General features: G+C 61.2%; 23 protein-coding genes. 7 read left to right on the forward strand and 16 right to left on the reverse strand.

Translation table 11 applies throughout. The features are described 5' to 3' along the window. Window positions 1-99 precede the first annotated feature (99 nt). From ACA075_RS12100 to ACA075_RS12175, 16 genes are all read right to left on the reverse strand, one after another. Entirely contained in the window at window positions 100-891 is a 792-nt protein-coding gene (locus ACA075_RS12100) for a ChbG/HpnK family deacetylase (RefSeq protein WP_497298668.1), read from the reverse strand. Beyond that, window positions 863-2,080, reverse strand: a complete 1,218-nt coding sequence (locus tag ACA075_RS12105) for a GNAT family N-acetyltransferase (protein ID WP_497298669.1) — start codon at window positions 2,078-2,080, stop codon at window positions 863-865. Before ACA075_RS12105 ends, ACA075_RS12100 begins: the two co-directional genes overlap by 29 nt. 4 nt (window positions 2,081-2,084) lie before the next feature. Continuing rightward, a complete protein-coding gene (locus ACA075_RS12110; RefSeq protein WP_497298670.1) occupies window positions 2,085-2,774 on the reverse strand; it encodes an N-acetyltransferase in 690 nt (229 codons plus the stop codon). 86 nt (window positions 2,775-2,860) lie between these two features. Beyond that, window positions 2,861-4,780: a hypothetical protein gene (locus tag ACA075_RS12115; RefSeq protein WP_497298671.1), complete on the reverse strand. Its 1,920-nt coding sequence runs from the start codon at window positions 4,778-4,780 to the stop codon at window positions 2,861-2,863. Next, window positions 4,777-6,081 (reverse strand): lipopolysaccharide biosynthesis protein, encoded by a 1,305-nt coding sequence (locus ACA075_RS12120; RefSeq protein ID WP_497298672.1) that lies wholly within the window; start codon window positions 6,079-6,081, stop codon window positions 4,777-4,779. Before ACA075_RS12120 ends, ACA075_RS12115 begins: the two co-directional genes overlap by 4 nt. Next, on the reverse strand, window positions 6,078-7,079 hold the full coding sequence (locus tag ACA075_RS12125; RefSeq protein ID WP_497298673.1) for a polysaccharide deacetylase family protein: 1,002 nt from the start codon (window positions 7,077-7,079) through the stop codon (window positions 6,078-6,080). Before ACA075_RS12125 ends, ACA075_RS12120 begins: the two co-directional genes overlap by 4 nt. A gap of 10 nt (window positions 7,080-7,089) precedes the next feature. After that, window positions 7,090-8,226 (reverse strand): glycosyltransferase, encoded by a 1,137-nt coding sequence (locus ACA075_RS12130; protein ID WP_497298674.1) that lies wholly within the window; start codon window positions 8,224-8,226, stop codon window positions 7,090-7,092. Then, a complete protein-coding gene (locus tag ACA075_RS12135) occupies window positions 8,219-9,187 on the reverse strand; it encodes a glycosyltransferase family 2 protein (RefSeq protein WP_497298675.1) in 969 nt (322 codons plus the stop codon). Before ACA075_RS12135 ends, ACA075_RS12130 begins: the two co-directional genes overlap by 8 nt. After that, entirely contained in the window at window positions 9,184-10,551 is a 1,368-nt protein-coding gene (locus ACA075_RS12140; protein WP_497298676.1) for an O-antigen ligase family protein, read from the reverse strand. The genes ACA075_RS12135 and ACA075_RS12140 overlap by 4 nt, the downstream gene beginning before the upstream one ends. After that, window positions 10,548-11,636, reverse strand: coding sequence for a glycosyltransferase family 4 protein (locus ACA075_RS12145; RefSeq protein WP_497298677.1), 1,089 nt, complete (start codon window positions 11,634-11,636; stop codon window positions 10,548-10,550). The genes ACA075_RS12140 and ACA075_RS12145 overlap by 4 nt, the downstream gene beginning before the upstream one ends. Continuing rightward, a complete protein-coding gene (locus tag ACA075_RS12150; protein ID WP_497298678.1) occupies window positions 11,633-13,225 on the reverse strand; it encodes a GumC family protein in 1,593 nt (530 codons plus the stop codon). Before ACA075_RS12150 ends, ACA075_RS12145 begins: the two co-directional genes overlap by 4 nt. Window positions 13,226-13,242: 17 nt before the next feature. Beyond that, window positions 13,243-14,268, reverse strand: a complete 1,026-nt coding sequence (locus ACA075_RS12155; RefSeq protein WP_094471744.1) for a polysaccharide biosynthesis/export family protein — start codon at window positions 14,266-14,268, stop codon at window positions 13,243-13,245. A 22-nt stretch (window positions 14,269-14,290) separates the two neighbouring features. After that, a complete protein-coding gene (locus tag ACA075_RS12160) occupies window positions 14,291-14,938 on the reverse strand; it encodes a CpsD/CapB family tyrosine-protein kinase (protein ID WP_497298679.1) in 648 nt (215 codons plus the stop codon). Then, window positions 14,939-15,685 (reverse strand): sugar transferase, encoded by a 747-nt coding sequence (locus tag ACA075_RS12165; protein WP_094471746.1) that lies wholly within the window; start codon window positions 15,683-15,685, stop codon window positions 14,939-14,941. It lies immediately after the preceding gene. After that, complete coding sequence (locus tag ACA075_RS12170; protein ID WP_497298680.1) at window positions 15,682-16,740, reverse strand: NAD-dependent epimerase; 1,059 nt, start codon at window positions 16,738-16,740, stop codon at window positions 15,682-15,684. Before ACA075_RS12170 ends, ACA075_RS12165 begins: the two co-directional genes overlap by 4 nt. Beyond that, window positions 16,737-18,089: a UDP-glucose dehydrogenase family protein gene (locus ACA075_RS12175; RefSeq protein ID WP_497298681.1), complete on the reverse strand. Its 1,353-nt coding sequence runs from the start codon at window positions 18,087-18,089 to the stop codon at window positions 16,737-16,739. Before ACA075_RS12175 ends, ACA075_RS12170 begins: the two co-directional genes overlap by 4 nt. A 388-nt stretch (window positions 18,090-18,477) precedes the next feature. Between ACA075_RS12175 and ACA075_RS12180 the strand changes: the two genes are divergently transcribed. The 7 genes from ACA075_RS12180 to ACA075_RS12210 all read left to right on the forward strand — a co-directional run bounded on the left by ACA075_RS12180 (window position 18,478) and on the right by ACA075_RS12210 (window position 25,760). Further along, window positions 18,478-20,175, forward strand: coding sequence for a sulfatase-like hydrolase/transferase (locus ACA075_RS12180; protein ID WP_497298682.1), 1,698 nt, complete (start codon window positions 18,478-18,480; stop codon window positions 20,173-20,175). A gap of 181 nt (window positions 20,176-20,356) precedes the next feature. Beyond that, on the forward strand, window positions 20,357-21,025 hold the full coding sequence (locus ACA075_RS12185; RefSeq protein ID WP_497298683.1) for an ABC transporter ATP-binding protein: 669 nt from the start codon (window positions 20,357-20,359) through the stop codon (window positions 21,023-21,025). A 1-nt stretch (window position 21,026) separates the two neighbouring features. Next, on the forward strand, window positions 21,027-23,498 hold the full coding sequence (locus ACA075_RS12190) for an ABC transporter permease (protein WP_497298685.1): 2,472 nt from the start codon (window positions 21,027-21,029) through the stop codon (window positions 23,496-23,498). Beyond that, complete coding sequence (locus ACA075_RS12195) at window positions 23,488-24,543, forward strand: lipocalin-like domain-containing protein (RefSeq protein WP_497298686.1); 1,056 nt, start codon at window positions 23,488-23,490, stop codon at window positions 24,541-24,543. Before ACA075_RS12190 ends, ACA075_RS12195 begins: the two co-directional genes overlap by 11 nt. A gap of 124 nt (window positions 24,544-24,667) precedes the next feature. Continuing rightward, on the forward strand, window positions 24,668-24,910 hold the full coding sequence (locus tag ACA075_RS12200; RefSeq protein WP_497298687.1) for a hypothetical protein: 243 nt from the start codon (window positions 24,668-24,670) through the stop codon (window positions 24,908-24,910). Between the two features lie 11 nt (window positions 24,911-24,921). Beyond that, window positions 24,922-25,095 carry a hypothetical protein gene (locus tag ACA075_RS12205; RefSeq protein WP_497298688.1) on the forward strand — a complete coding sequence of 58 codons (174 nt, stop codon included), beginning with the start codon at window positions 24,922-24,924 and terminating at the stop codon, window positions 25,093-25,095. An 86-nt stretch (window positions 25,096-25,181) separates the two neighbouring features. Further along, complete coding sequence (locus ACA075_RS12210; RefSeq protein ID WP_497298689.1) at window positions 25,182-25,760, forward strand: hypothetical protein; 579 nt, start codon at window positions 25,182-25,184, stop codon at window positions 25,758-25,760. Window positions 25,761-25,955: the final 195 nt, after the last annotated feature.

Below are 25,955 nucleotides of genomic sequence, written 5' to 3' on the forward strand. Positions count from 1 at the left end.
AAGGCCAGGGTGTGGGTGGAAACGCTTTTGATGGGTATAGATCAAGCTTGAAAGTTCATATCAAAGCGCCAGCTTTGAATGTGTTGCAACGTATGTAACTCATTCGAGTGCTGCTTCACCGGTCACCAAATGGCTGTTCATAGCGCCATAGGAAACCCGCGGCACACCTTGAAGGCGCCGCTCTAGAATGAGGGTCAGCGACTCTTCTGGGTGCAAATAGGCATCACCGAAATCAGCGCCAAGCTGTGTCGGGTGAGCCACGATTTCCAGCACGCCGTCGGTCGGCATTACGTCATTGCGCAGGTCCACTGGTGTGCACACATAATCCGCGGTCACACCGGCCAGGCTCTGCAAACGATTGTTGAGCAACGTCTTGAACACGCGCTTGGGCACACTCAGGTTTTGCCCCAGATTGCGCGCAAGACGCACGGCCACCCCTTGGCTTGCGGCGAAGCGGGCGACGATTTCACCGATGGGCCAAATGTTGTGAACGTGTTGATGGGAATCGATGTGGCTGGGCCGTACCCCGTTGTCCACGCAGCGTTGCCATTGGGCGTTGAGCTCCTCCAGCACCGCGTCGCGGTCCCCCCGACTGAGCCAGAGGCGATGGCGGGACAGGTTGAGATCGAACACCCCATTGCTGTCACAGAAATTCCTTCGACCCAGAATCGACTGACTCAACGGGCGCCCATACGTGAGGTTGAAATGCAGGCCGATCCGGTCCTTGAGCAACGGATGCTGGGCCATGACGCATGCCGCTTCGAAGGCCGGCATATTGGCCATAGCCGTGGCGGAACTGATCACCCCGGCCTGGAAGGCACCGAGGATCACCGCGTTTTCGCACGGGCTGAGACCGAAATCGTCAGCGTTGACTATGACTTGGCGAGGCATGGTCGCTCTCCCTGTTTGTGTCGGTTGGCTTCGCTGCTTTGACCACTGCGGCAACGGGCGCAGGTGCAGTGGCAACGGTCGCTGCTGCCCGTTTGGCTTGCCATTTCTGCAATAAGGGTTTGAGTCGCTGCCAAAGTCTCAGGGCCAGGCCCAACGCCAGACCGCTGGGGCGCCAGGAATAGAAACTCCAGCGCCAATGCTCCAATTGTCCGGTCATGCGTTCGTGCAGTTGATGGCTGGAGTTTTCCAGGCTCACCCGCGACGCATCGATCCAGCGCCAGTGCTCGTCCAGCCCCCAGCGAATCCACTCTTCGAGCAGCACCCGGCCGCTGCCCAGATCGGCGTATTGCGGCAGGAACGCGAGGTTGTAATCGTACAACCGACCTTGCTCCAGCAAGCCGAGGCGGTAGCTGATGCAGCGCCCGTTAAGTTCCAGCACCACGACCCGCACCAGCCCCTGTTCGGCGAGGGCGGTGAAGGCTCGGTCCATCCATTGTCGGTGGCGTTCGTCGGAAAAAATCCCGACGCCTTCATCGCCTTTCCAGCTGACCGCTTCGACTTCACTGATGGCCTGCAACAACGGGCCCATGGTCGCCCCGTCTGGCGTAATCCGCCGAACGACAGCGCCACAGGCCGCGATGCGTTTACGTGCGCGGCGCAGTTTATAGCGCGGGTCACCCGAGACTTCCTGGTGGTCCGAATCGCTGATCACGTGCACCGGCACCCGACAGCTGAGGCGCCGTTCACCGGTCGAACTGTGCGCCATCCACTCGGTCAGCGCGCTTTCTTCGCCGACCGGCTCCGACAACTCGTTGAGTTGCAGCAGGGCATGGGGAAGCTGTCGACGGATCTCGATCAGTGCCTTGCGAATGTTCTCCGAGTCCGTTTTCGCGAGAAGCGCGAGGCGGTCGGCAAGGGGATAGCCAAGGTGATGCAGCACGCGAAACGGCAGCCTGGAAAAACGTTCGACGGAGGCCACCAACGGCAAACACAAGACCAGCTCATGACCCTGCCAGCCGAGCAACACATGCAAGCGTTGCCCGGTGGTCAGGGCCTGTTCGGACGCGCGCATCCAGGCCAGTGTGTTAAACGGTGTGTGGTCCGTCACTCGCAGACGTAACGCTTCATAAGCCGTTTCCGGGAAATCAGCGGCGCACAACGAAGTGCGCCATTCGAATCGTGCTGCCATAGGGTCAGGTCACCGCTGCTGTAGCAGGTTCACGTGCCGGTTTGCGCAAGGCATCCAGGCGTGAGCCGCTGTAATGGGTTTCGCGGTAGAAGCGCCAGCGGCCAAACAGCTCGTAGACGTTCATGATCCGCCCTTGTTCCTTGTAGCCGGTGCGTATGTGCAGCTTGAGAGCAGGAACATTGTGGAACTCACAGACATCCACCACCGTGTGGCAACCCTGGGCCAGCATGGCTTTCCACAATTGCGTTTGCAGGTCCATCGACAGCGCGGTGCCCCAGTACGCACGGGTCAGCTCGCCGCCGAATTCGAAGAATTCACCTTCTTTCACCGGGAACCAGCAGCCGTAATAGTGCTTGTCGTGATAGTTGCGTGCCGCGCCCCAGATGAAGGCCACGGCGTCGCCTTGATCGTCCAGGTGCATCTGCCCGGTGTAACCCTCCCGGGCCAGCTCGGCCATGGTGTCCACGCGGTCACCGAAGTAACGGGTGAACGCCACGGCGTTCTCCGGGGTGATGGCGACTACTTGCAGCGGCGGGTAAGGCCTGAGTTTGTACGGCGGCACCGGACTGACCAGATCGCGCTCCATCCACAACAGTTCCTGGTGGGAATACACGTAGTGCTTCCAGATTTTACTGAGGGTGGCGCGCAGGCCTTTTTGTCTGATGTGTTGGCTGAGTTTCTGCAAAACGCTCATTTTATTGACTCCTGACGGTCTCGGCCGTGAGTGGAGTGATGCGAGGCGCGGCCAATGGCCGGGGTCGCAATGCAATAGTTGGCAATTCATGAGGCGCTCCAGCTGAGATTGAACAGGGTCCGTCCTGGCAGCTCGAAGCTGACGCGACCGTCCTTGCAATTGAAGGGTGCGTCGCGGGCGCGGTTGTCGGCACCGAGGTAGCGTAATGAACCGTTGGCTAGCGGACATGGGGCTCCGTTCAGGGCCACACGCTGCAAGCGCGTGGCTTTATTGACGCCCAGAAGGCTGCGCTTCTGGTCCTCGGCCATGGCCAGCACATCGACCTCGAAGGCGTCGTTATCGAGGAGCATCACGTTGTGCAGCCAATGCTCGCGGATGAATTGCTGGGCCAGGCCCACGGGCTTGAGTTCGAAGCGATCGTCGCCGAGGACACGCAACATGCCTTTGGGGTAGTTCGGTTCGTCAGCAGCCTGGAACCAGCCCAGCATTTCCAGCAAGCCGTCCTGGGACGAATTGATGACGACCGACGCCCACCACAAGGAGGCGAAGTGGGTTTCCTGATCGTAAGGGCTGAGGCTGGAACCACTGGACATGTTGGTCTGGTCCAGCAGCAAGGCTTTGCGCGGCCGGCCCTGGGCGTCGAGGCCTACCAGATCGGCGGCGCGGCGCACGCTGTCACGGTAGACCCGTGTTGCCAGCAGGTCGCGAATCATCCATTCGTGCCAGGCCAGGGCATCGATGTTGTCGCCGGATTCGGCCAGCAAGCGTTTGGCCCAATCGATGCCGCGCTTGTCGGCGGCGTTGTCGGCAAACGGGCCGTTGACCAGCCGCGAACTGGCGGGCATGGCGATGCGCACGCCAGCCTTGGCGTTGGCGGGATTGCTGCGTACTTGCCGGGCCATGCTGTTGAAGATGCTTTGGTAATTGGCGTAGTCCGGGTAGTTGAGGTTCGGCTCGTCGGCAAAACCGATGTAGTGCGTGCCTTTGCCACCCAGGGCCCGGGTCGCTGCGAGCCAGGCGTCGAGCCCGGCGTTGCTCTGGGTGTCGGCGCGCAGGTCCGCCTGGCGCTGGCTCCCGGCCAACAAGGTGATGTCCTGGGTGATGCCGAAACGGTCCTGATACAGCCGACGGAAATCATCTTCGTAGTGCGGACTCTTCGCCGTGATGTCGACGAAGCTGTAATAAGTCCCCGCCTGAGGCTTGAGTGCATCGAGCACTGCAAAACTCGATTCCGGCACCTTGACGTAGGGCAGGGCGATGCCCAGATTCGGGGTCGGCCCCAGCGTTTTATTGTGCAACGTCAGCCGGACCTGGCCATCGTCCTCGCGCAGGGGCTTAAGCTGCTGCGGATTTTGGGCGAAGAGGTTGGCGGTGCCGTCAAGCCAGAACGCCACTTTGCCGCTGCCTTGCAGGCGCAGGCGCCAGACCTGTGCTTCTGGTGCGACGGGCAACTCGACCTTGTCGAACTGCCAATAGCCCCGATACGGTTTCAGCGCCAGCGTCACTTGCTTTCCGTCGCCCACACTCTGCGCTTGCAGGGCACTGACACCGCCGTGGAACTTGCCGGCCAACACCGCGTGTTCACCCGGCGCCACCTTGAAGTACAGCTCATCGCCATTGTGGGTTTCGGCGCTGAAATGCACCTTGGCCGGGGCGAACAGCGCCACCGTGTGTTCGTCGTGTTCAACCCGGTAGCGACGGAAGCTGTAGCCCGGAATTTCCAGTTGATAGCTGGAGGCACTCGGGGCCAACGACCAGCTCTGGCTGCCGCGCGATTCACTGGCGGCGATCAGGCGCTCACCCAGGAGTTTGCCCTGGCCGTCGAGCAGGTACAGGCGTTCTTCGTTGGCATCCGCCTGCCACGCCGGCGCCCAGCGAACGGTCAGGGTGTCGGGGCGATCCGGTTGCAGGTACAGGCTGCCGTCGCGAATATCGGCCCAACGCATGGGCGCCGCCTGGGCGCTCAGCGCGAGGCCCAGGCTCAACAGCAGGATCAGGCGTTTCATGCCGACTTCCGTTGCAGCATGTGCAGCATCGGCGCTACATCGCTGGGCAGGATGATCAGGGTTTGCCAGACCGGCACGCCGCTCAACCGGCAGTACATCACCAGCAACGCCAAGGTCACCGCGACGTAGGCGATGGACGATGCCGCCGCCGCGCCGACGATCCCGTAAGCCGGGATCAACACCAGGTTCAGCGCCAGGTTGAGCAAGGCGCCCAGCCCCATCAACAGCGAAATCGTGCCAGGACGGTTCTTGCCCAGCAGGTCCAGGCGCAGGATGCTCGCGTAGCACAGACCCAACAGTCCCGGCAGCAATGCCAGCAAGGCCGGATAGGCCGGCTGATAGGCCGCGCCGAACAGCGTCACGATCAGCCACTCACCGATCACCGCCATGGTCACGCAGGCGCCGAGCATCACCGTGGCGGTCAGGCGCAGGGCCAGCGGGGTCACTTTGTCGATGCCTTCTTCCTGTTGCAGCAGGCGTTTCATCAACGGCGTGGTCACGGCTTCCGGGACGATCAGCAGCAACTCGGCGGCGGCGCTGGCCATGGCGTAATGACCGAGCGCGGTGCTGCCGAGCAGGGCGCCGATGAACAGGTAATCGGAACGCAGGATCACTTGCTGGAACAGCAGGTCGGGATGGCTGCGGGCGCTGTAGCGCAGCAGCTCGTTCTGGCTGGCGCGGTCCCATTGCAATTTCAGGGGCTGATCGTGTTTGAGCCAGAACCAGCCCGCCAGCACTACCAGGCTGATGCCTGCCAGCCAACTGATTAGCGCCGCTTCCAGCGCGGAGTCTTTCCACATCCAGAACAAGGCGAGAAACAGCAGCAGCGGCGCCAGGGATTCCACCAGGCGCAACGCGTTGAAGGCCACCACGGCGCCCGATGCGTTGTGCAAGGTCAGCAGGCCACTTTTCAGTACGGTCAACGGCACCGCCAGCAACAACAGCCAGGCGAGCAGGCCCAGTTGGGTGGTGACGTCGAGTTCACTGCCGAACTCACGCACCAAGGCAACCACCAGCAAGGTCAAAAGACCCGCCAGCAAGCAACCGAACACCAGCACCTGACTCAGCAGCAACCCCATGGGTCGCTGCTTGGCTGCTTGAAAACCCACCGCCGAATTCAGCCCGCCGCTGGTGGCGGCGCTGATCAGGTCGGGCAAGGTGCTGAGCAGGGCAAACAAACCCCGTTCGCTCGGCCCGAGGATCCGTGCGAGCAACACGTTGCGCATCAGCCGCAAACCGATCATCGCCAGTTTGGTGCCCATGCTCAGGGCCAGGTGCTTGAGGTAATGGCTGCGGCTCATGTGCGGGCCCCGCGATATAAACGCCAGGACAACAGCTGCGGATTGCGCGCCACCCGTTGGCTGACGCCGAAGCGGGGCAGGTTCAAGGGGTCGTCGGTGCCCCGATAAATCCCGGTGCCGGTGCCCAGGGCGAACGGGTAATCATGATCGGCAACGTGTTCGCGTACCCGCGCATCGTTGTCGCCGTTGGGGTAGCAGTAGACCGGCAGCGGCCGGTTGCAGCCATTGTGCAAGGCATCGCGGCTGCGGCTCAGTTCTTCATGCAGACGCTGATCGTCGAGACCGGTGAGTATCGAATGGCTGGCGCCGTGCGGGCCGAACCGCACGAGCCCCGAGGCTTCCAGCGTGCGCACCTGATGCCAGTCCAGCGCCTGGGGCAATGACTCGTCCGGGCACTCGTCGGTCAATCGATTCAGGTCAGCAGGGCTGAGGGATTTCAGGCTGTGCAGAAAGTGCAGCAAGGCCAGGCTGCGACGCTCCACATCCAGTTCATCGAAGGGCACCGGCAAGGGGCGACCGACCTGTCGCAGGCAGTCGATCAATTGCATCCGCGCCCGTTCACCGTGGCTACCCCAGAGGGTTTCGCCGATGCTCTCCCACCAGAACCGCTGGCGGCTGCCGATGAAATCGGTGGAGAGAAAAATGCTCGCTGGCACCTGGTATTTTTGCAGCAACGGGAAGGCGTTCAAGGCGTTGTCGCGCCAACCGTCGTCGAAGGTCAGGGTGATTTTCGGGCGATCCGATCTCACCGTGCCGGGTTGCAAGATGTCCATCAGCGACACGCAATCGAAGTGTTTTTTCAGCCACACCAGCAAGTGTTCGAAGGCCTTCGGCCCGACGCACAGCTCATTGCGATGGGGCAGGTCGGCGGCGTGGTCGCTGGCCAGCACCCGGTGCAGCATCAGGATCACGCCGGCGCCTTGCAGTTGATTGCGGCCTACCGGCGAGTTGAGATACAGCCAGCCACTGGTGCGTTTTAATAATTGTCTGATCGCCATGGCTCAATCCTCAACGGTTTTGCTCAGGGTTCCACTGGGCGTACCGCTGCCCCCGCAGGAACTGCCACAGACCGATACTCATCCCGGCCAGGGTCACCAGCAGGAACGCGGCGAGGCGGAAAGGTTTGGGCAGCCGGTGTTGCGAATCCAGCAGGCCGGCGATGGCCACGACGTAACCGAGCAGTTGCGCGACCAGGCTCAGGCGATAGAAACCGTGTTCTTCCCACAGCCAGAAATTGCTCAGCAACAGCGGCAGCAACAGGATCGGCGCCAGACGGCGGATCAACTTGTGGCTGATCAAGGCAATCGAATACAGGCCATGCTTCAGGGGATTGAGCAGCTCGCTGCGCTGGGCCAGGCTTTGCAGACCCCCGACGGTGACCCGCTGACGACGGCGGAATTGTTTATCCGCTTCATCGACGCCGTGGTCGATCACCTGCGCCTCAGGCACATAGACAATGCGCTTGAACGCCACCGGCGCGCAGGTGCTGATGAAGAAGTCATCGTTGACCTCGGCCGGCACCTCCTGGAACAACTCACGGCGCAGGGCGAGCAGGGCGCCGTCGGCGGAGACCATGCAGCCGGTGCGGTTTTCCACCCTGCGCAGCCAGCCTTCGTAATGCCGATAGAGGCTGTCGCCGACGCTCAGGCCACCGCCGGTGACCGGGATCACCATGTGCCCGGCGCAAGCGCCAACCTGCGGATCGCACAGCGGCGCCAGCAAGTGACCGAGGGTGCCGCGGGACCATTGGTTGTCGGCATCGGTGAACACCAGAATGTCTCCGGTGCTCAACGCCACGCCGGCATTCAGGGTCGCGGCCTTGCCCTGGCGAGGCAGGTCGAGGAGGGTGATGCGCGGGTCGACGACCTTGCGCGCACAGGCCACGGTGTCATCGGTCGAACCGTCACTGGCCAGAATGATCTGCAGCGAGGCCGATTGATAATCCTGAGCGAGCAAGGTGCGCAACTTGTGTTCGATGTGCCGCGCCTCGTTATGCGCGGCAATCACGATGCTGATGTTCATCGGTTCCGGTGGCGCATGGCGGCGCGCCGCAAACAACGGCGCCAATAACGTCAGCAGCAGCGGATAACCGAGGTAGGCGTAGACCGGCAACAACAGGCACAACCAGAAAATGAATTCAGCCACGGGCAGGCCTCCTGGCTTTCCAATGACACAGACTGAGAACGAACGCGGCACCGGCCAGGTGCAGACGCAGCCAGTGCAGGCCCCAGAGTTGCAGAGTCAACAGCAGGTCGCGGTGTTTGAGGGTCTGACGCATGCTCAAGGCCAGTGCCGGCAGGCTGGTGATGAGCAACATGATCGCCGCATGATGAGGGAAGCCATCGAGCAAGGCGGAGATCGCCATGAAATCCAACATCCAGGCGGCGAGCGACATCAGCGGAAAACGCAGCAGGCGCAGACTCATGCCATGGCTGCGCAATAGCTGCAGGTGACTGCCCTGGCGCCAGAATTCCTTGCCCATCCATTCACGCCAACTGCCCTCGTAACCCCAATGCAAGGCGACGGTCTGATTGACCGAGAGCAGGCGGGCGCCCGCGTGGGAAAGGCGCATGGTGAAATCCTTGTCCTCGCCGGTGCGCAGGCTTTCATCGAAGCCACCGACCTTGTCGAACCAGGGGCGGCGCATCAACAGGTTGGAACTGGGCAGCCAGCGCACCGTTTGCACCGTCTCGTTGTTCGGACGCAAGGTGCGACGTTGCCAGGCATTGGCGTACCACGGAGCTTCGGCCGGTGTGTGCAAATCCAGCCCGAGGACGTCGACCTGAACCGCGGGCTCGATTTTCAACAACAGCGTGAGCCAGTCTTCGGGCAACTCGACGTCGGCATCGATAAAGGCCAGCCAATCTCCGGTGGCGACAGCGGCGCCGCGATTGCGCAAGGCGCCAATCATCAAGCCCGGCAGCACCAGCACCTGCGCGCCCAGTTGCCGGGCAATGTGCGGGCCTTGATCTTCCGAGCCGTTGTCGGCCACGATCAGCTCGCATTCCAGCCCGGCGGCGATGGCGGCGCGTTGCGCAGCCAGCAGGGTCCGGGCGATGTGGCGGGCTTCGTTGTACATCGGGATGACAATGCTGATGCGGCTCATGCCTTGGCCTCCAGGTGTGGGCTTTCTTCGGCTTTCAAACGCAGCACGCTGGTCAAGGCGAGCATGATCCACACGTACTTCTGGTTGGGGGCGCTGAGGAACATCAAAAACAGCGCCAGCGACAGAAAACTCATGCTCAGGTGCGTCAACAGATCCGCCTGCTCGCGGTTGCGTCGCTGCATCCACGCACGACGGGCGCGGACCAGGTTGTACAAACCCAGGCCGAGCATGCCGACGAACAACAGGCCGGCGGGAATCCCCAGCTCACTGAAGATTTCCAGGTAGGTGTTGTGGGCGCGACGGTAGAGGTCGCCGATTTTGCGGTTGGCCGAAAACGCCTTGGCATAACCGGTGGTGGCGTAGTGCAGCGGGAACGTCCCGGGACCGGTGCCCAGCAGCGGGTTCTCGCGGATCATCTCGCTGCCGACCACAATGTAGGAGGCGCGACGGCCGAGGGATTGGTCCTGGCTCTTGGCGCCGGCGCTCAAAATGCTCAAGGACTGAATGCGCTCGATGTAACCCTTGGGCATCGCATAAAGGGCCAGCGGAATCACGATCACCAGGCCGAGCATCGCGAACCCCAGATGCCTCGGACGGATGCGTTTGAGCTCGACGCGGTAGTGCCATACGCCGATCAGCAGGCTGAGGAACAGCACCACCAGCCCCGAACGGGATTCGGTCTTGGTCATGCCGCCCAGCAGCAAGACGCAGCAACCGACCCAGAACAACCGATGCAAAAAGTGCGGGCTGCGCACCACCAGCAGCAAGCCGAGCGGCACGGCGAAAGCGATCAGCATGGCGAAGGCGTTCGGGTCTTCCAGCAGGCCGGCAGCGCGCCCCTGGTCCTGGTATTTGCTGGAGAACATCGCCAGCACGCAGGTCGCCGTGACACTGAGGGTGACCATCTTGGCGAACAGATCCATGTTCAGCTCGCGGCCGATCAGCAAGGTGATCACAAACAGCACCAGGCCGACACTCAGTTCCCGCAGGTGCCCCATCGACATGCCCATGTCATCGGTGTTGAGCACGCTCAGCAGGTACAAGACCATGAACCAGATCAGGTAACGCCAGATGTTGCTGCGCAGGCGTTCGGACGGCAGCTGGTGGATGGCCAGTTGCAGCATCAGGATCACGGCCAGTGACGCGCCGAGGAACTTGGTGCCCGACAGCGAACTGTCCTTGAAGAAACCTTCGAACGGCACCAACGCCGCGATCCCGAGCAAGCCCCAGGTGGGTTTTCGGTAAAGCAGCGCGACACCGACCAGGCCCAGCACCGCCCCCGGCGCCAGATACGGATAAGGGCTGGCCAACAAACCGAGGCAGACCAGGCCAAACAAACTGACGATCGAGAGCGGAAAGATCACGCGCGTGCCTCCCGTGCAGTACGGAGATAAAGTTGCGACCAGCGTTCGGCCAGGGCCTTGAGGTCGTAACGGTCCAATTGCGTTCGTTTTGCGTTGTCGATCAGGTCGCGGGCCATGGCCGGTTCAGTCAACAACGAGCCGATCTGCCGGGCGAGGGCGGCGCTGTCGGCGGGTGTCGCCAGCAGGCCGTTGTGCCGGTCTTGCAGCACATCGGGAATCCCGCCGACGCCAAACGCCACCACCGGCACGCCGGCTTGCATCGCTTCAAGCAGGATCATCGGCGTGCCTTCGGTGCGCGAGCTGATCACCAGCGCATCGAGTTGTCGCCACCACACACTCATGTCGGTCTGGTAACCGGGCAGGGTGATGCGGTCCTGTAAACCCGCTTCGTTGATACGCGCCAGCAGCGCCTCCCGTTCCGGGCCGTCGCCGAGCATCACGGCGTCCAGTTGCGGGTGTTGCCGGCAGAGTGGAATCAGCGCATCGAGAAAAAAGTCCGGGCCCTTTTCACTGCTCAGCCGCCCGACGTAACCGGCCAGCCAACGCTGGCGGTCCACGCTGTGCGGCAACAGTCCGGTAGCCGCCGGTAAACCATTGGGAATCACCTGCAGCTTTTCCGCCCGGACGCTGGCCTGACGGCACAGCACGGCGATGCTTTCGGCAACGCAGACCACGCGATTCACCGACGCGGTGCGGCACAGTTGCAGGCTCAGCCAGGTGTAGAACTTCTGCTTACGGCTGCGCGGTGTGAAACCGTGCTGGGTAATCACCAGCGGCAGGCGCAACAACGTGGCGCCCACCCAGCCAAACAACAGGCCCTTGAAGTTGTGCGTATTGATCAACGGCCGTTCCGCCCGGCGCTGGCGCAAATGCGCCAGCAGTTCCCCCAACCCCGCGCAACCCCGGCAGTCGACCCCCGCCTGGCGAAACCGCGCGATCAAGTCTGGCGGCGCATCGAGAAACAGCACCTGGTGCTGCCCCGGCGTCGCCAGGCAATGGTCCAGCAGCATCCGCTCAGCCCCGTAGAAGCCACCGCTGCTGAGCAAATGAATGATCGGCAGGGAAGGGATGAGCGGCGCGTTCAATTGCGCACCCAATGCACGAGGCCAGGCACGGACCAGTTGCTGTGCGGATTGGTCGGTTCCACGTTCTGATCGTTGATCACCAACAGCACCGGCAAGCCCAGTTCGTGGGTGATTTGCGCTGGGTGTTTGAAACGGTGATCGAAGAACTCACGCACGTAGACCAGGGCAATCGCCAGCAACAGACCGGTGAACAACCCGAATGGAATGATCAGCATCGGTTTCGGGAACGCCGCTTCGGTGGGCTCATACGGCGGGCTGAGCACCCGTGCGTTGGACAGGTCGTTGTCCAGCGAGCGTGCGCTGCTGCTTTCAGCGAAGCGCTGGGCATAGGTCGAGAACGCCGCATGCAACGCGTTGATCTCGGTGTCCATCTGCCGCAGCTTGCTCTGGGTTTCCTGCAACTGGTGGATGCGGTTCTTGAACTCGGCAATGCGCGCGGTTTTCTGGTCGATCACCGAGCTGACAATCGCCAGGTCAGTGTTGCGCTCCTGAATCCGGTTGCTGACCACTTTCAGAAACTGCTGACGGGTGCGGGCGATTTGCTCGCGGGTCAGCAACATCGGTTCGCTGCCTGGCTGGAAGATCGCCAGGTCGTTCATGTAGCGGCTGACCTGTGTGGTCAGGGCCTCACCCATCTGTTTGATCTCGCGGTCTTCAAACGCCACGTTGTCCACGGTGGTGGTGAAGGTGTAGGGGAAGGTGTAGTCGTTGAGTTTCGAGTTGCTCGCTGCGGCCAGGCTGGTTTTCAGGTAGTCGAGCCAGCGTTGGCTTTGCAGCAGGCGATCACGGTACAGGTTGAGCGCTTGCTCCTCGGTGTTGATGGCGTTGAGGCGGAAGGTGATTTCTTCCTTCGGATCGGACGAACCGACCGCTTCAAGCAGACCCAGCCGAGTGCCTTCCAGGCCATCGAGGCGCACCTGGTATTGCTTCTTCTTGGTTTCGTAGAACGACTGCGGCAAGTCGATCGATTGCAGTGCCTGACGGCTCGTCAGGTAGTTCTGCAACAAGGCCGCGACGAACTTGGTGCCTTGGGCCGGATTGTCGAAGCTGTAGATGATGGAGATCACGTTGGAGCCTGGCAGGGTCTCGATTTTCAGGCTGTCGATCGCCTGTTGGGTCAGCGCATCCAGCGCCGTGTCGCGTACCGGGTCGGTTTCCAGGCCCAGGGTGGCTTTCATCGGGTTGATCACGTATTCACGCAGTGGCGTGGTCACGTACTGTTTGAATGGCTGGGTCACCAGTTTGTTGAAAATGCCAGGGGTAGGCGTGTACTCACCCTTGTCGCGCAACTCGCTGATGGTCTGCCGGATCAACGCCGGCGAGCGCAGGATATTGCTCTCGGTTTCCATGTCCGCCAGGGACGGTGGAATGAACGAGGCGTTCTCCTGGTTGAGGGACGTCGTGGCGTCTCCCTGTGAGAGTTTTTTGGACTGCACGATCACCTGGGCGGTGATATCGAAGCTCTGTTTGAGCATCAGCGGCAAGACCAGGGCGATCACTGCAAAGACCAGGAAGACTCGTTTCACCAACTGCTTGTTGGCGAAGAAGATCCTGAAGAACTCGTGCAGGTAGTTTTCCTTTGGATTCATGGTCGGTCACCTGAGAGTCAGTTGTTGTTGCTGTCTTTGTTGTCGACGCGGTAGCCGAAGCTGAAGCCCACGCCCTGGAACAACACCACGTCCGCCAGTTGCCGCGCGAGCTCACCGGCGCTGGCCAGTTTGGTCTTCGGCACATAGAGCATGTCGTCCGGCTGCAGGTACGCAATCTGCGACGCATCGCCGGCGAGCGCTTTTTCGACGTCATAGCGCACGGCCTGCACCTGGTTACCGTTGCGGCGCATGATCATTACCGAATCGAGCCGTGCCTTGGTGTTGCTGCCACGGGCCAGGGTCAGCGCTTCAAGCACCGAGACCGGCCGGCGAATCGGGTAGGAACCCGGTTGGCCAACTTCGCCCAGCACATAGATTTCGTTACCCGCCGTGGACTTCAGCAGCACGTCGACGGTCATCCGCCCCGGCAGTTGCGCGTAGCGTTTGTTGAGGAAGGTTTCCAGTTGATTGACGGTCATGCCTTGCAGCGGCACGGCGCCGATTTCCGGGAAGCTGGCGTAGCCGTCGGTGCCCACGGTGATCTCCCGGCTCATGCCGGTAGCGGGGTGGTTCAGGGCACTTTTGAGGTTCGACTCGTTGCTCAACGGGCTGATGACCTGCACGGCCAGCTGGTTGCGGTTAGGCTGGAACAGCTGTTTGCGCTGGTAGGCGCGCTGGATTTCCTCACGCGCCTGTTCGGACGTCAGCCCGGCGATTTTCACCGAGGTGTTGGCGCCCGGCAGTTCAATGGTGCCATCGGGCAGCACCAGTTGATTGCCGTTGAGCTGGCTGGCGGCGGTGAAGTTCAGGCCGATCTGGTCACCGGACTGGATGCGGTAGGCGTCCGAGCCGCTGGTGCTGATGTGAAAGATCACGTCCAGCACGTCCTGTGGCCGCAAGGTCTGTTCGACTTTGGGCATATCGGTGGCCTGGGCGTTGGCCGGTGAGGCCGTGAGGATATTCACCGGCATGTTCTGGGTTTCGGAAGTGCTGGAGCAACCTGCAAGCGGCAGCAACAGCAGGACAAGCATTTTGGCGTTCATGTCGTCATCCTTTTCTGATTGCTCACAGGTTTTTGTAGAGCCATTTCGGCATGTAGTACTTGCGCCGGTTGAAGACGCTGCCGACCAGTTTCGCGCCGGCCTGGGTCAAGCGCTGAACCGCCGCCTGGGCCACTTCCCAGCGCGTATCTTCGGAGCGCACGACCATGATCACGCCGTCCACCTGGGTGCTGATGATCATGGTGTCGGCGGCGGAATACACCGCGTCGCCGTCGATCACCACAAAGCGATACTGACTGCCGAGCTGATCGAGCAACGGGCCCAGGCGTTCAGGGGTCAGGTGCTCGGTGCCACGTACATACCGGCCGTTGGGCAAGATGTGGAAGGGCAGGCTGGAGACGTTCACCACGCAGTCCTGCAGTAATGGCGGGCTCTGGGTGTTGAACAGCAGGTCGCGAAAACCGCGCTCCTTGGTCAGCCCCAGCTGCTGCGTGAGGTTGGTCGATGATTGGCTGGCATCGACCAGCAGCACCTCGCCGCTGCTCATTTGCGCCAGCTGACTGGCCAACACCAGGGCACTGGTGGTGGTGCCTGCGCCGGGGTTGGCGGCGGTGAGGAATAGGATCCGCAGATCTTGATCGAGCACGGTCGACGTCAGGTTGGACTCGCTCGGGTTGGCAATGCTTAGGCTTTTGGCTGATGAACCGTCCATTTAACTCGCTCCGTGGCCGCTGAATACTTTGAAGGGGGTTTTCAACAGGATCTTCAGATCAAGCAACAGGCTCTGCTCGGCGATATAGCTGAGGTCCAACTCAACGCGCTGGTCGAAGTCGATATTGCTGCGCCCGGAGATCTGCCACAGGCCGGTCATGCCGGGGTAGATGCTCAGGCGTGCAAGGTGATTGTCCTTGTAGCGGTACGCGTTGAACGAGGTTGGCCGCGGGCCCACCAGGCGCATGTCGCCCATCACCACATTGATCAGGTTCGGCAGCTCATCCAGGCTGCTGCGCCGCAGGAAACCACCGATGCCGGTGATGCGCGGATCCTTGTCGATCTTGAAATCGATCGCGTCGGCACCGTGCTTGTTCAGGTGACGCAGGGACTCCTTGAGCTCCTCGGCGTTGGCCACCATGGTGCGAAACTTGTACATGCCGAACTTGCGACCGCGGTAGCCCGTGCGTTTCTGCACGAACATCACCGGTCCCGGGCTGCTGAATTTGATCGCCAGTGCCAGGCCCAACAGGATGGGCGAGATCAATAGCAGAATGACCAGCGCGCCGAAGCAGGCGACCACGCGGTTGGTGCGCGACAACGTCCAGGGGCGACCGCCGTCACGGCCGGTCATCCAGCCACGACCCTGCATATGGATCGCGGTGTCGAGGCGCATTCGGTGCTCCGGGTCCAGGCGCTTGTCCCGGCGCATCTGTTGCAGGGGCACCGTTTTTTCATGTCCAGTCATAGAATCCTCCGCTGAAGTTCAGCCGCTAGCGGCGCGTGGGCGATAGGCAGTGGGTAGTAATCGCGGAACCAGGCGATGAAGCGCCCGAGTCCCTCATCCAGCTCGATACAAGGCTGAAATCCGGTCGCCCGAGCCAGGTCGCTGGCATCGGCGCAGGTGTTGAGCACGTCGCCCGGCTGCAGCGGCAGCAACTCGACGAGGGCTTTTTGTCCAAGGTGTTTTTCCAGCAGCGCCAGGTAATCCTTGAGCTCCACCGGGTGCTGGCCGCCGATGTTGAAGATCCGCCACGGCGCCATGCTGCTGGCCGGGTCCGGTTGTTCACGGTCCCATTCGGCGTTGGCTTGCGGTGGAAGGTCGATCAGGCGTGCGATGCTCTCGATGATGTCGTCGATGTAGGTGAAGTCGCGCTGGTGCTCGCCGTAGTTGAACAACTTCAGCGGCGTTCCTTCGGCAATCGCCCGGGCGAACTGGATCGGCGACATGTCTGGCCGACCCCAGGGTCCGTACACGGTGAAAAACCGCAGGCCGGTGCAGGGAATGCCGTACAGGTGGCTGTAGCTGTGGGCCATCAGCTCGTTGGCTTTCTTGGTCGCGGCGTACAGCGACAGCGGATGGTTGACGCCGTCCTTCACCGAATAAGGCGTGTGCTGGTTGGCGCCATACACCGAACTGGACGAGGCGTAGATCAGGTGCTTGACCGGGTGGTTGCGGCAACTTTCGAGAATGTTGAGAAACCCGCTCAAATTGCTGTCGAGGTAAGCCCGTGGGTTCTCCAGCGAGTAACGCACCCCGGCCTGGGCCGCGAGGTGAATCACCACCTCGGGCTTTTCACGGACAAACAGCGCCTCGATGGCCGGACCGTCGGCCAGGTCAACCGTCGCGAGCTGGAAAGCGCCAACCTGCTCCTGCACCCAATTCACTCGGTCGTGTTTGAGTTGCGGGTCGTAGTAATCATTGAAATTGTCGAGGCCGAACACCTGGTGCCCGTCACGGATCAGCCGCAACACGCAATGGGCACCAATGAAACCGGCCGCTCCGGTGACGAGTATCTTCATGGTCGCGGAGCCTCGGGAACGATGTGCCGCAGGCCGATGCCGCTGTAGTGCAACCCAGCCGCCGCCACCTGTTCCGGGTTGTAGAGGTTGCGACCGTCGACGATGACCCGTGAGCGCAACTTGCTCGCCAGCAGGTCGAAATCGACCACGCGGAAGTTTTTCCACTCGGTGCAGATCACCAGGGCGTCGGCATCTTCCAGTGTGTCGTCGCGGGTGGCACACAGGTGCAGGTTATTGCGGTAGCCGTAAATGCGTCGGCATTCGGACATGGCTTCCGGGTCATAAGCCTGCACGCTCGCGCCTTCGGCCCACAGCGCTTCCATCAGGTAACGACTGGGGGCTTCGCGCATGTCGTCGGTGTTGGGCTTGAACGCCAGGCCCCAGATCGCGATGGATTTGCCGGCCAGCCCGTTGGGGAATTGCGCTTTCAGTTTGCTGAAAAGGATGTGGCGCTGGCTGTCGTTGACGTCGGTGACGCTGCGCAACAGGCGCAAAGGCATGCCGTTGTGTTCGGCGGTATGCAGCAGGGCACGCAGATCCTTGGGGAAGCACGAGCCACCAAAACCGCAACCCGGGTAGATGAAGTGGTAGCCGATGCGTGGGTCCGAACCGATGCCTTTGCGCACCGCTTCAATGTCAGCTCCCAGCAGCTCGGTGAGGTTAGCCAGTTCGTTCATGAAACTGATGCGCGTGGCGAGCATCGCGTTGGCCGCGTACTTGGTCAGCTCGGCGCTGCGGTTGTCCATGAACATGATCTTTTCATGGTTGCGGCAGAACGGCGCGTAAAGCTCGCTGAGCTGGCCGCGGGCTTCGTCGTCGTCGGTGCCGACGATGATCCGGTCCGGGCGCATGCAATCGGCGAGGGCGCTGCCTTCCTTGAGAAACTCGGGGTTGGAGACCACCCGCACAGTGAGGGCGCTCTTGCCACGGCGCAGCAGTTCTTCGTTGGCGGTGGCAGACACCTGGTCCGCGGTGCCGACCGGCACGGTGGACTTGATGATCAGGGTGCGATCGGCCTCCATGTAACTGGCGATCTGGCGGGCCACATTCAGTACGTGACTGAGGTCGGCCGACCCGTCTTCATCGGCGGGCGTGCCGACGGCGATGAAAATCAGCTCGGCGTGTTCGACTGCATCGCTGGCCTGGGTCGTGAACAGCAAACGGCCGGCCTTGATGTTCTCTTCCAGCGTGCCGGATAACCCCGGTTCGCTGATCGGCGGCACGGCCTGTTGCAATTGCTTGATCTTGTTCGGATCGATGTCGACACATAAGACACGATGTCCGACATCGGCCAGTGCCGCTGCTTGTATCAGGCCAACATAGCCCGTACCAAATACGCTCACGTCCATATTGGCGTGCCTCGTAAGACGGTGGAAAGAACTTAAATAAGACTGTCAAAAGGGGTATAGCCCAGCGCTGGGAAAACGTGTCAGCAAAATGACATGTTGCACTGCTATAACAGCCCCATTTTTGGGGCGTTTTGCCATCAAGTGCTTGCCGCTGCTGGATTTGCCGCGGTTTTGACGGGTTTTTCATATTTCCAAGAAAACGATAAACGGTCGTAGGGCATGAAACACAAGGGTTACAGCCGGTCAGGTGTGTCAGATTTGAGTCAACGTTTTTTTGACGCTTTGTGTAAAAACCCGACATTTCTTGCGCTTTGATGGCCCGGTGCTAGTGTCAAAAAATGGCCGACAATCTATTGGCCAACGGACGGCCGCGAGCATCGGAAATACTATGATTCGATACCTCAAAGAACTGCTCTTAGTTCTCTATTTAGTTAAGAACTACGACTATTACCTGGAACGCCTGAGCGCAATGGGAATCGGTTTCCCGGTGCTGCTGTTTGGCGGGATGTTTATCGCGCTAACTGTGGCGATTTTTATGACCGCTTACATTCGCCAGACACTGATCCGTCATGTGTTTGCCCTGACGATGTTTGTCTCGGCGGTGTTTTTCGATGTCTATACGCGCGTCACGGCCGACTACTTGACGTACAGCAGCTTCGTATCGCTGGTGTATTCCGGTGGGTTCATTCAGGAGGCGGCGTACCAGTACCGCGACGCGATCATCAGCGGGGTGGTCGGCGGCTTGCTGCTGTTGTTCGGCATCGGGCTCAAACCGCGTCGGCGAATGCCGCTGCCCGGTGCGTTGCTGGTGGCGGCGCCGGTGCTCGGGGTGCTGCTGCTCAGTGCTGTGTTGTTTGTGCGAGCCGGCGAAGGCGCCCGTGGCCTGCCGATCATGTACACGCCGCTGGCCTATTTGAACCTGTTCACCTATGAAGCCCTGCACAACACCGTCGGTCCGCGCGAGCCTGTGAGCCTGGCGCGCAACGACGCGCCGCCGGGGCACGACATCGTGCTGGTCATCGACGAAAGCATTTCCGGCAACTACCTGGACATCAACGCCCCGTTCGGTGTGCACAGCAACCTCAAGGAACCGCGCCCGGGCGTCGCGATCTTCAATTACGGATACGCCGCGTCCATTGCCAATTGCAGCGCCGACACCAACATCACCCTGCGGTACGGCGGCACCCGCGCCGACTACATGCGCATCAACAGCACGATGCCGTCGATCTGGCAGTACGCGAAGAAGGCGGGCCTGCGCACCGTGTACATCGATGCCCAGCGCACCGGTGGCAACTTGCAGAACCTGATGAACGAAGCCGAGAAAAAGGACATCGACGAGTTTGTGCAGTTCGACCAGACCAGCGTGCGTGATCGCGACATGGCGGCAGCGGCGAAACTGATCGACCTGCTCAACGACGGCAAGCCCGAGCTGGTGGTGATCAACAAGGTGGGCGCGCATTTTCCGGTGCATGACAAGTACCCGGACGCGTTCATGGCCTATCGTCCGACACTGCCTCGCGGGCAGTTTGTCGAGATCGCGGACACCGGCAAGCGCGATGGCTTCAACGGTCAGCCGGATGACTGGCTGCTGTACCGCAATGCCTACAAAAACACGCTGCTGTGGAACGTCGGTGAGTTTTTCTCCCGGGTTTTCGCCCAGTCGGACATGAGCAATGCGCTGCTGATCTACACCTCGGACCATGGGCAAGACCTGCATGAGCGGGGCAATCCCGGGTTGAATACGCACTGCGGGGGCGATCCGGTGGAAGAGGAAGGTCTGGTGCCGCTGGTGGTGATTCAAGGCGATCAGTTGCGCACACTGGATTGGCCGAAGGCGCTGGCCGCGAACAAGGATCGGTCGAGTCACTACAACATCTTCCCGACGCTGTTGCAGTTGATGGGCTACGACCTGGCGGGAATCGAGGCGGTTTATGGCAAGCCGTTGAGCGTGCCGACCGCGGACGAGTTTACGTTCAACTATCGGTTCAATGCGCGGCTGGGGGCCAAGCCTGAGTGGAAGCACATTGATCTGAAGAGCATTGTGACGCCGGGGCAGGCGGCGACGAGTGTGGCGGTGGGGCAGTGAGGTTTTGGGTTGTCTGATCCGGCCTCTTCGCGGGCAAGCCACGCTCCCACGGGACCGCGTTGTTTACCAATGCTGTGAACGACGCGGTCCTGTGGGAGCGTGGCTTGCCCGCGAAGAACGATAACGCGGTGCCGCTACCGTCCGCTATCCTAGGCGCACTGCCATCAGCGAGCCTCCCCCCATGCTTCAGGTCCAGGGCGTCTTCAAAAGCTACGCCACTGCGCAAGGTCCATTGCCGGTGCTGCAAGGTGTCGACCTGACATTGAAACCCGGCAGCAGCCTGGCGCTGATGGGCGAGTCGGGCAGTGGCAAGAGCACCTTGCTGCACTTGATCGCCGGCCTGGACAAGGTCGATCGCGGCAGCATTCAAAGCGGCGAACATCGGCTGGACCAGATGAACGAAGGGCAACTGGCGAACTGGCGACGGACTGAAATCGGCCTGGTGTTCCAGCAGTTCAACCTGATCGGCAGCCTGCGGGTCGAGGACAATCTGGCGTTTCAGGCGCGCCTGGCCGGGCGGCATGATCCGCGCTGGCAGGCGCACCTGGTGCAGCGGCTGCGCTTGAGTGATTTGCTGCGGCGTTACCCGGAGCAGCTCTCCGGTGGGCAACAGCAGCGAGTAGCTTTGGGTCGCGCCCTGGCGTCGAAACCGAAATTGTTGCTGGCCGACGAGCCCACCGGCAGCCTCGATGAAGCCACCAGCGATGAAGTATTGAAGTTGCTGCTGGAGTTGCTCGACGACAGTCCTATCACCCTGTTGATGGTTACGCATAGTCATCGCGTTGCCGCACGCCTGGCGGAACAAGTGGTGCTGCACCGCGGCCATCTGGCTGGCGCGGGCGAGCACTGAGGTGCGCGTCTTTCGTGAAACGTTGCGGGCGCTGCTCAGTCATTGGTGGCAGCACCCGGTGCAATTTTTCAGTGTGCTGGCCGGGCTTTGGCTCGCCACCAGCCTGCTGACCGGCGTAGAGGCACTGAACAGCCAGGCGCGTGATAGCTATGCTCGAGCCAGTCAGTTGATCGGCGGCGAACCGCAAGCCAGCCTCAGTGCGCCCAGTGGCGCGACCTTTTCCCAGCAACTGTTTGTCGACCTGCGTCGCGCGGGCTGGCCGGTATCGCCCGTGTTGCAAGGGCGGGTGACGCTCAAGGGCCATGAGGAGCAACGTCTACAGCTGATGGGCATCGAACCGGTGTCGCTGCCGGCCGGCTCGGCGGTGGCGGGGCGGTCGTTGGCGATCGAGCAAATTGTCGAGTTTTTCACCCCGCCGGGCCGCACCTGGATTTCGCCGCAGACTTTGCAGGCGTTGGGTCTGCATGAAGGTGAACAGCCGCTGAGCGTGAGCGGTGTGGCATTGCCACCGTTGCACGTTCAAACCGATATGGCCCCCGGCATGTTGCTGGTGGACGTTGGCTTCGCCCAGCAGATTCTCGGCCTGCCGGAGCAACTGTCGCGCCTGCTGTTGCCCAAGGATTTCAGTGCCGCACTGCCCGATCAATACAAAGGCCAGTTACAGCTCAAAACCAGTGGGGAAGAAAACAACCTTTCGCGGCTGACTGAAAGCTTTCACTTGAACCTCGATGCCTTGGGGTTTCTGTCCTTCGTGGTCGGTCTATTCATCGTTCACGCCGCGATCGGGCTAGCGCTGGAGCAACGTCGAGGCTTGCTCAGAACCCTGCGCGCCTGTGGGGTCAGCGCTCGAATGCTGATCACGTGTCTGGTGGTTGAACTGGGAGCGCTGGCGCTGATCGGCGGCCTTGCCGGCGTCGCCAGCGGCTACCTGCTGGCCAGCGTGCTGCTGCCGGATGTGGCTGCCAGCTTGCGCGGTTTGTACGGTGCCGAAGTGGCGGGGCAGTTGAGCCTCAGTCCGTGGTGGTGGTTCAGCGGTGTGGGCCTGAGCCTGCTCGGCGCGTGGCTGGCCGGGGCCAACAGTCTGCTGCGGGCGGCACGTCTTCCGTTGCTGGCTTTGGCCGATCCGCAGGCCTGGCATCAAGCTCACGCGCGCTGGTTACGGCGTCAGGGTTGGGTCGCGGCACTGGCTGCTGTCATCGCGCTCATCGCCTTGTTCCGGGGTGACAGCCTGGCCAGTGGCTTTGTGCTGATGGCGGCGCTGTTGATCGGTGCCGCACTGGTCTTGCCGGTGGTGCTGAATCTGGTCTTGAACCTGGCATCGAGCCGCAGTCATTCGGTGCTCGGCCAATGGTTTCTCGCCGACTGCCGTCAGCAACTGCCGGCGCTGAGCCTGGCCCTGATGGCGCTGCTGTTGGCGCTGGCGGCGAACATCGGCGCCGGCAGCATGACCGCCGGTTTTCGCCAGACCTTCAACGACTGGCTCGAACAACGCCTGACCGCCGAGCTCTACGTCAATCCGCAAAACCCGGCGCAGTCCCGGGAACTGCACACCTGGCTCAAACAGCAGCCTTCACTGACGGCCGTGCTGCCCAACTGGCAGGTGTCGATCCAGCTAAAAGGCTGGCCGGCAGATATCTTCGGCGTGATCGATCACCCGACCTACCGCCAGCATTGGCCGCTGCTGGAAGCCTTGGGCGACAACCCCTGGGACCGTTTGGCCAAGGACGATGCGCTGATGCTCAGCGAGCAACTGGCCCGGCGCTTGAAGGTGCGGCTCGGCGATCACCTGACCATTCCCACGCCGGGCGGCCCGTGGTCGCCGCGGATCGTCGGGATCTACGCCGACTACGGCAATCCCAAGGGCCACATACTGGTGAACGGCAATCATCTGCTGCGCGGGTGGCCGCAGCTCACGCCCAATCGTTTCAACCTGCGCATCGAGCCAGCGTTGATTGCGCCGTTCCTCAAAACGCTGCAAACACGTTTCAGCCTGGACGACAGCCGCATTGTCGATCAGGCGCGGCTCAAGGGCTGGTCGACGCAAGTGTTCGAACGCACCTTCGCCGCCACCGCCGCGCTCAACAGCCTGACCCTGGCCGTCGCCGGTGTGGCGTTGTTCATCAGCCTGCTGACCCAGAGCCAGAGCCGCCTCGGCCAACTCGCGCCGCTGTGGGCGCTGGGCGTGACGCGGCGGCAATTGATGCTGCTCAACCTCGGGCAAACCTGGTTGCTGGCGGTGCTGACGCTGGTGTTGGCATTGCCATTGGGGATCGCGTTGGCGTGGTGCCTGGACACGGTGATCAACGTGCAGGCGTTTGGCTGGCGATTGCCGTTGCGGGTGTTTCCGTTGCAGCTGGTGCAGTTGATGGGGCTGGCGTTGCTCGCGACATTGCTGGCATCGGCGTGGCCGCTGTATTCGCTGTACCGCACGCAACCGGCGGACCTGCTGAGGACGTTTGCGCATGAGGATTAAGGTTGGCTTGTTGCTATTGGTTTTATTGAGCGGCTGTGACAACTCGGCGCCTGTCGATAAAGGCTTTGCGGGGCTCGGAGGCGAGGCCGCCGCGTTTACCCCGGTGGTGCCGGGTCGGGTGTTCAGCTTCCCGGCCGATCATGGGCCGCATGACGGCTTTCGCATCGAATGGTGGTATGTCACCGCCAACCTCAAGGACGATCAGGGCCGCGAGTTTGGCGTGCAATGGACGTTGTTTCGCAGCGCATTGAAAGCTGTCCCGGAGCAGTCGGGTTGGGGCAATCAGACTATCTGGCTGGGGCACGCGGCCGTGACGTCGGCCACAGCCCATCACGCTGCCGAACGCTACGCCCGTGGCGGCGTGGGTCAGGCTGGGGTGAGTCTCGCACCGTTCAATGCCTGGATCGACGATTGGCGCTTCAGCAGCCAAGGTTCCGATGCCTTGGCGGATCTGCAACTCAGCGCGCGGGACAAGGGCTTCAGCTACCAATTGCGGCTGACGTCCACCCGTCCGCTGGTGCTTCAGGGCGACAAGGGTTTCAGTCAGAAATCCGAACAAGGGCAGGCGTCGTATTACTACAGCCAGCCGTTCTTCCAGGCCAGTGGCGCGCTGGAAATCGATGGCAAAACTTATCAGGTCAGCGGTCCGGCCTGGCTCGATCGCGAATGGAGCAGTCAGCCGTTGACGGCCAATCAAACAGGTTGGGACTGGTTTTCGCTGCACCTGGACAGCGGTGAACAGGTCATGCTTTATCGCATGCGGCAAAAGGACGGCGCGCCTTATCTCACAGGCACGTGGATCGATGCTCAAGGCCAGACGCAATTACTGCACGCCGACGACATGAGCCTCACACCGCAAGACACCGAAAAAGTCGCCGGGCGTGAAATGCCGGTGCGCTGGGCGATCAAAATCCCGGCCAAACACCTCGACATTTCCATCACCGCCCTCAACCCCAACGCCTGGATGAATTTGCGCATTCCCTATTGGGAAGGTCCCGTGCAATTCAACGGCGGCACGGGATACCTCGAAATGACCGGCTACTGATCCCCTGTAGCAGCTGTCGAGTGAAACGAGGCTGCGATCTCCTGATCTTGCTCCCCACCAAATCCTCGGAACTCCAACCGTAGCGCAAGCCTCTACCGTTTGAACGCCTCGCAGGAGCTCACTCATGAGCGAAGACCTAAAACCCCCCGACCTCGATGCCTGGCAGCGCCTGTTCGAAGACAAGGCCTACTGGCAACAATCCCCCGACGCCCATTACAGCGAACTGCTGCGGGTGGCCGACGACTTGCTGGGGCAGGGCGCCATCGACCTGGAGCAATGGCAGGCCTTGAAGGCCGAGGCCGAGCAATCCCATAAAGACTCGCCCGCGTTGAACGTCGCCCAAGAAGTCGATGACCCCGAAGCCTGAGGAGAACCGCCATGAAACCCCCATCACCCGACACCGCTGAACACCCCGACGAGCCGCGACCACCGGGCGAAGTCGAGCGCGACAACGACGCCCTGCGCCCCACCGACCCGACCCGGCGCAAGCAAAACGGCAAGGGCACCGACAGTGGCGAATCCACCGCGCAAGAAACTGCAAAAACTCCCTGAACTGCGTCTATGCTGAGTTGCACAGTCGGCGCTGACCCTAGGGCCAGAGCCGTCTGCTGCCACCCAATCACAGGGAAAGTATGCTTATGAAACTCCACGCACTGACTAAAGCCATCACCCTCGCTACCTTGCTGTCTGCTACCAGCCTTGGCGCCATGGCTGCGGACATTCCGCTGTCTGCCGTTGTGGAGGCGGACGAGGTCACCACCAAAGTTGTCTCGGTCGATGCGGCTAATCACCGGGTTGTCCTGGAAGGACCGGAAGGGCGTCAGGTCCATGTGCAACTGACCGACAAGGCGAAAAACCTCGATAACCTGAAAGTCGGCGATCAAGTCGACGTCGAGGTCACCAGCTCCGTCGCGGCCTACCTCGACACGGATGTCGACAAAGGCTTGCCAGGCACAGTCGAGCGCACCGGCGAAGTCCGAGCCGCCCCCGGCAGCGACAACCCGGGCGGCGAAGCCTACCGCCAGGTGCAGGTCCAACTGAAAATCACCAAAATCGACACGAAGAAAAACCAGGTGACCTTCGAAAACCCTGCCGGCCAGTCCAAAACCGTTGATGTGGTAAGACCCGAAGTTCAAGCGAAACTGAAAGACTTGAAAGTTGGACAGAGTGTCGTCGTGACCTACACCGACATACTGAAAGTGACCAGCAAGCACTGAAGTTGAGTATTAACTCTAGATATTGATTGTTCTTGTACAGTTTTTTTGTATAAGAACAATCAGTTTTAATGGTCGAACTGGTGAGTTTTTGTTGTCGTACAAATAATATTGGAGATGACATTTAATTAATGTTGTATCGATAAATTTCATGATATGTATGCGGACAACTTCCCCGACTTCTATTAAAATACTTCC

It is taken from the genome of Pseudomonas sp. LBUM1663, assembly GCF_059695905.1.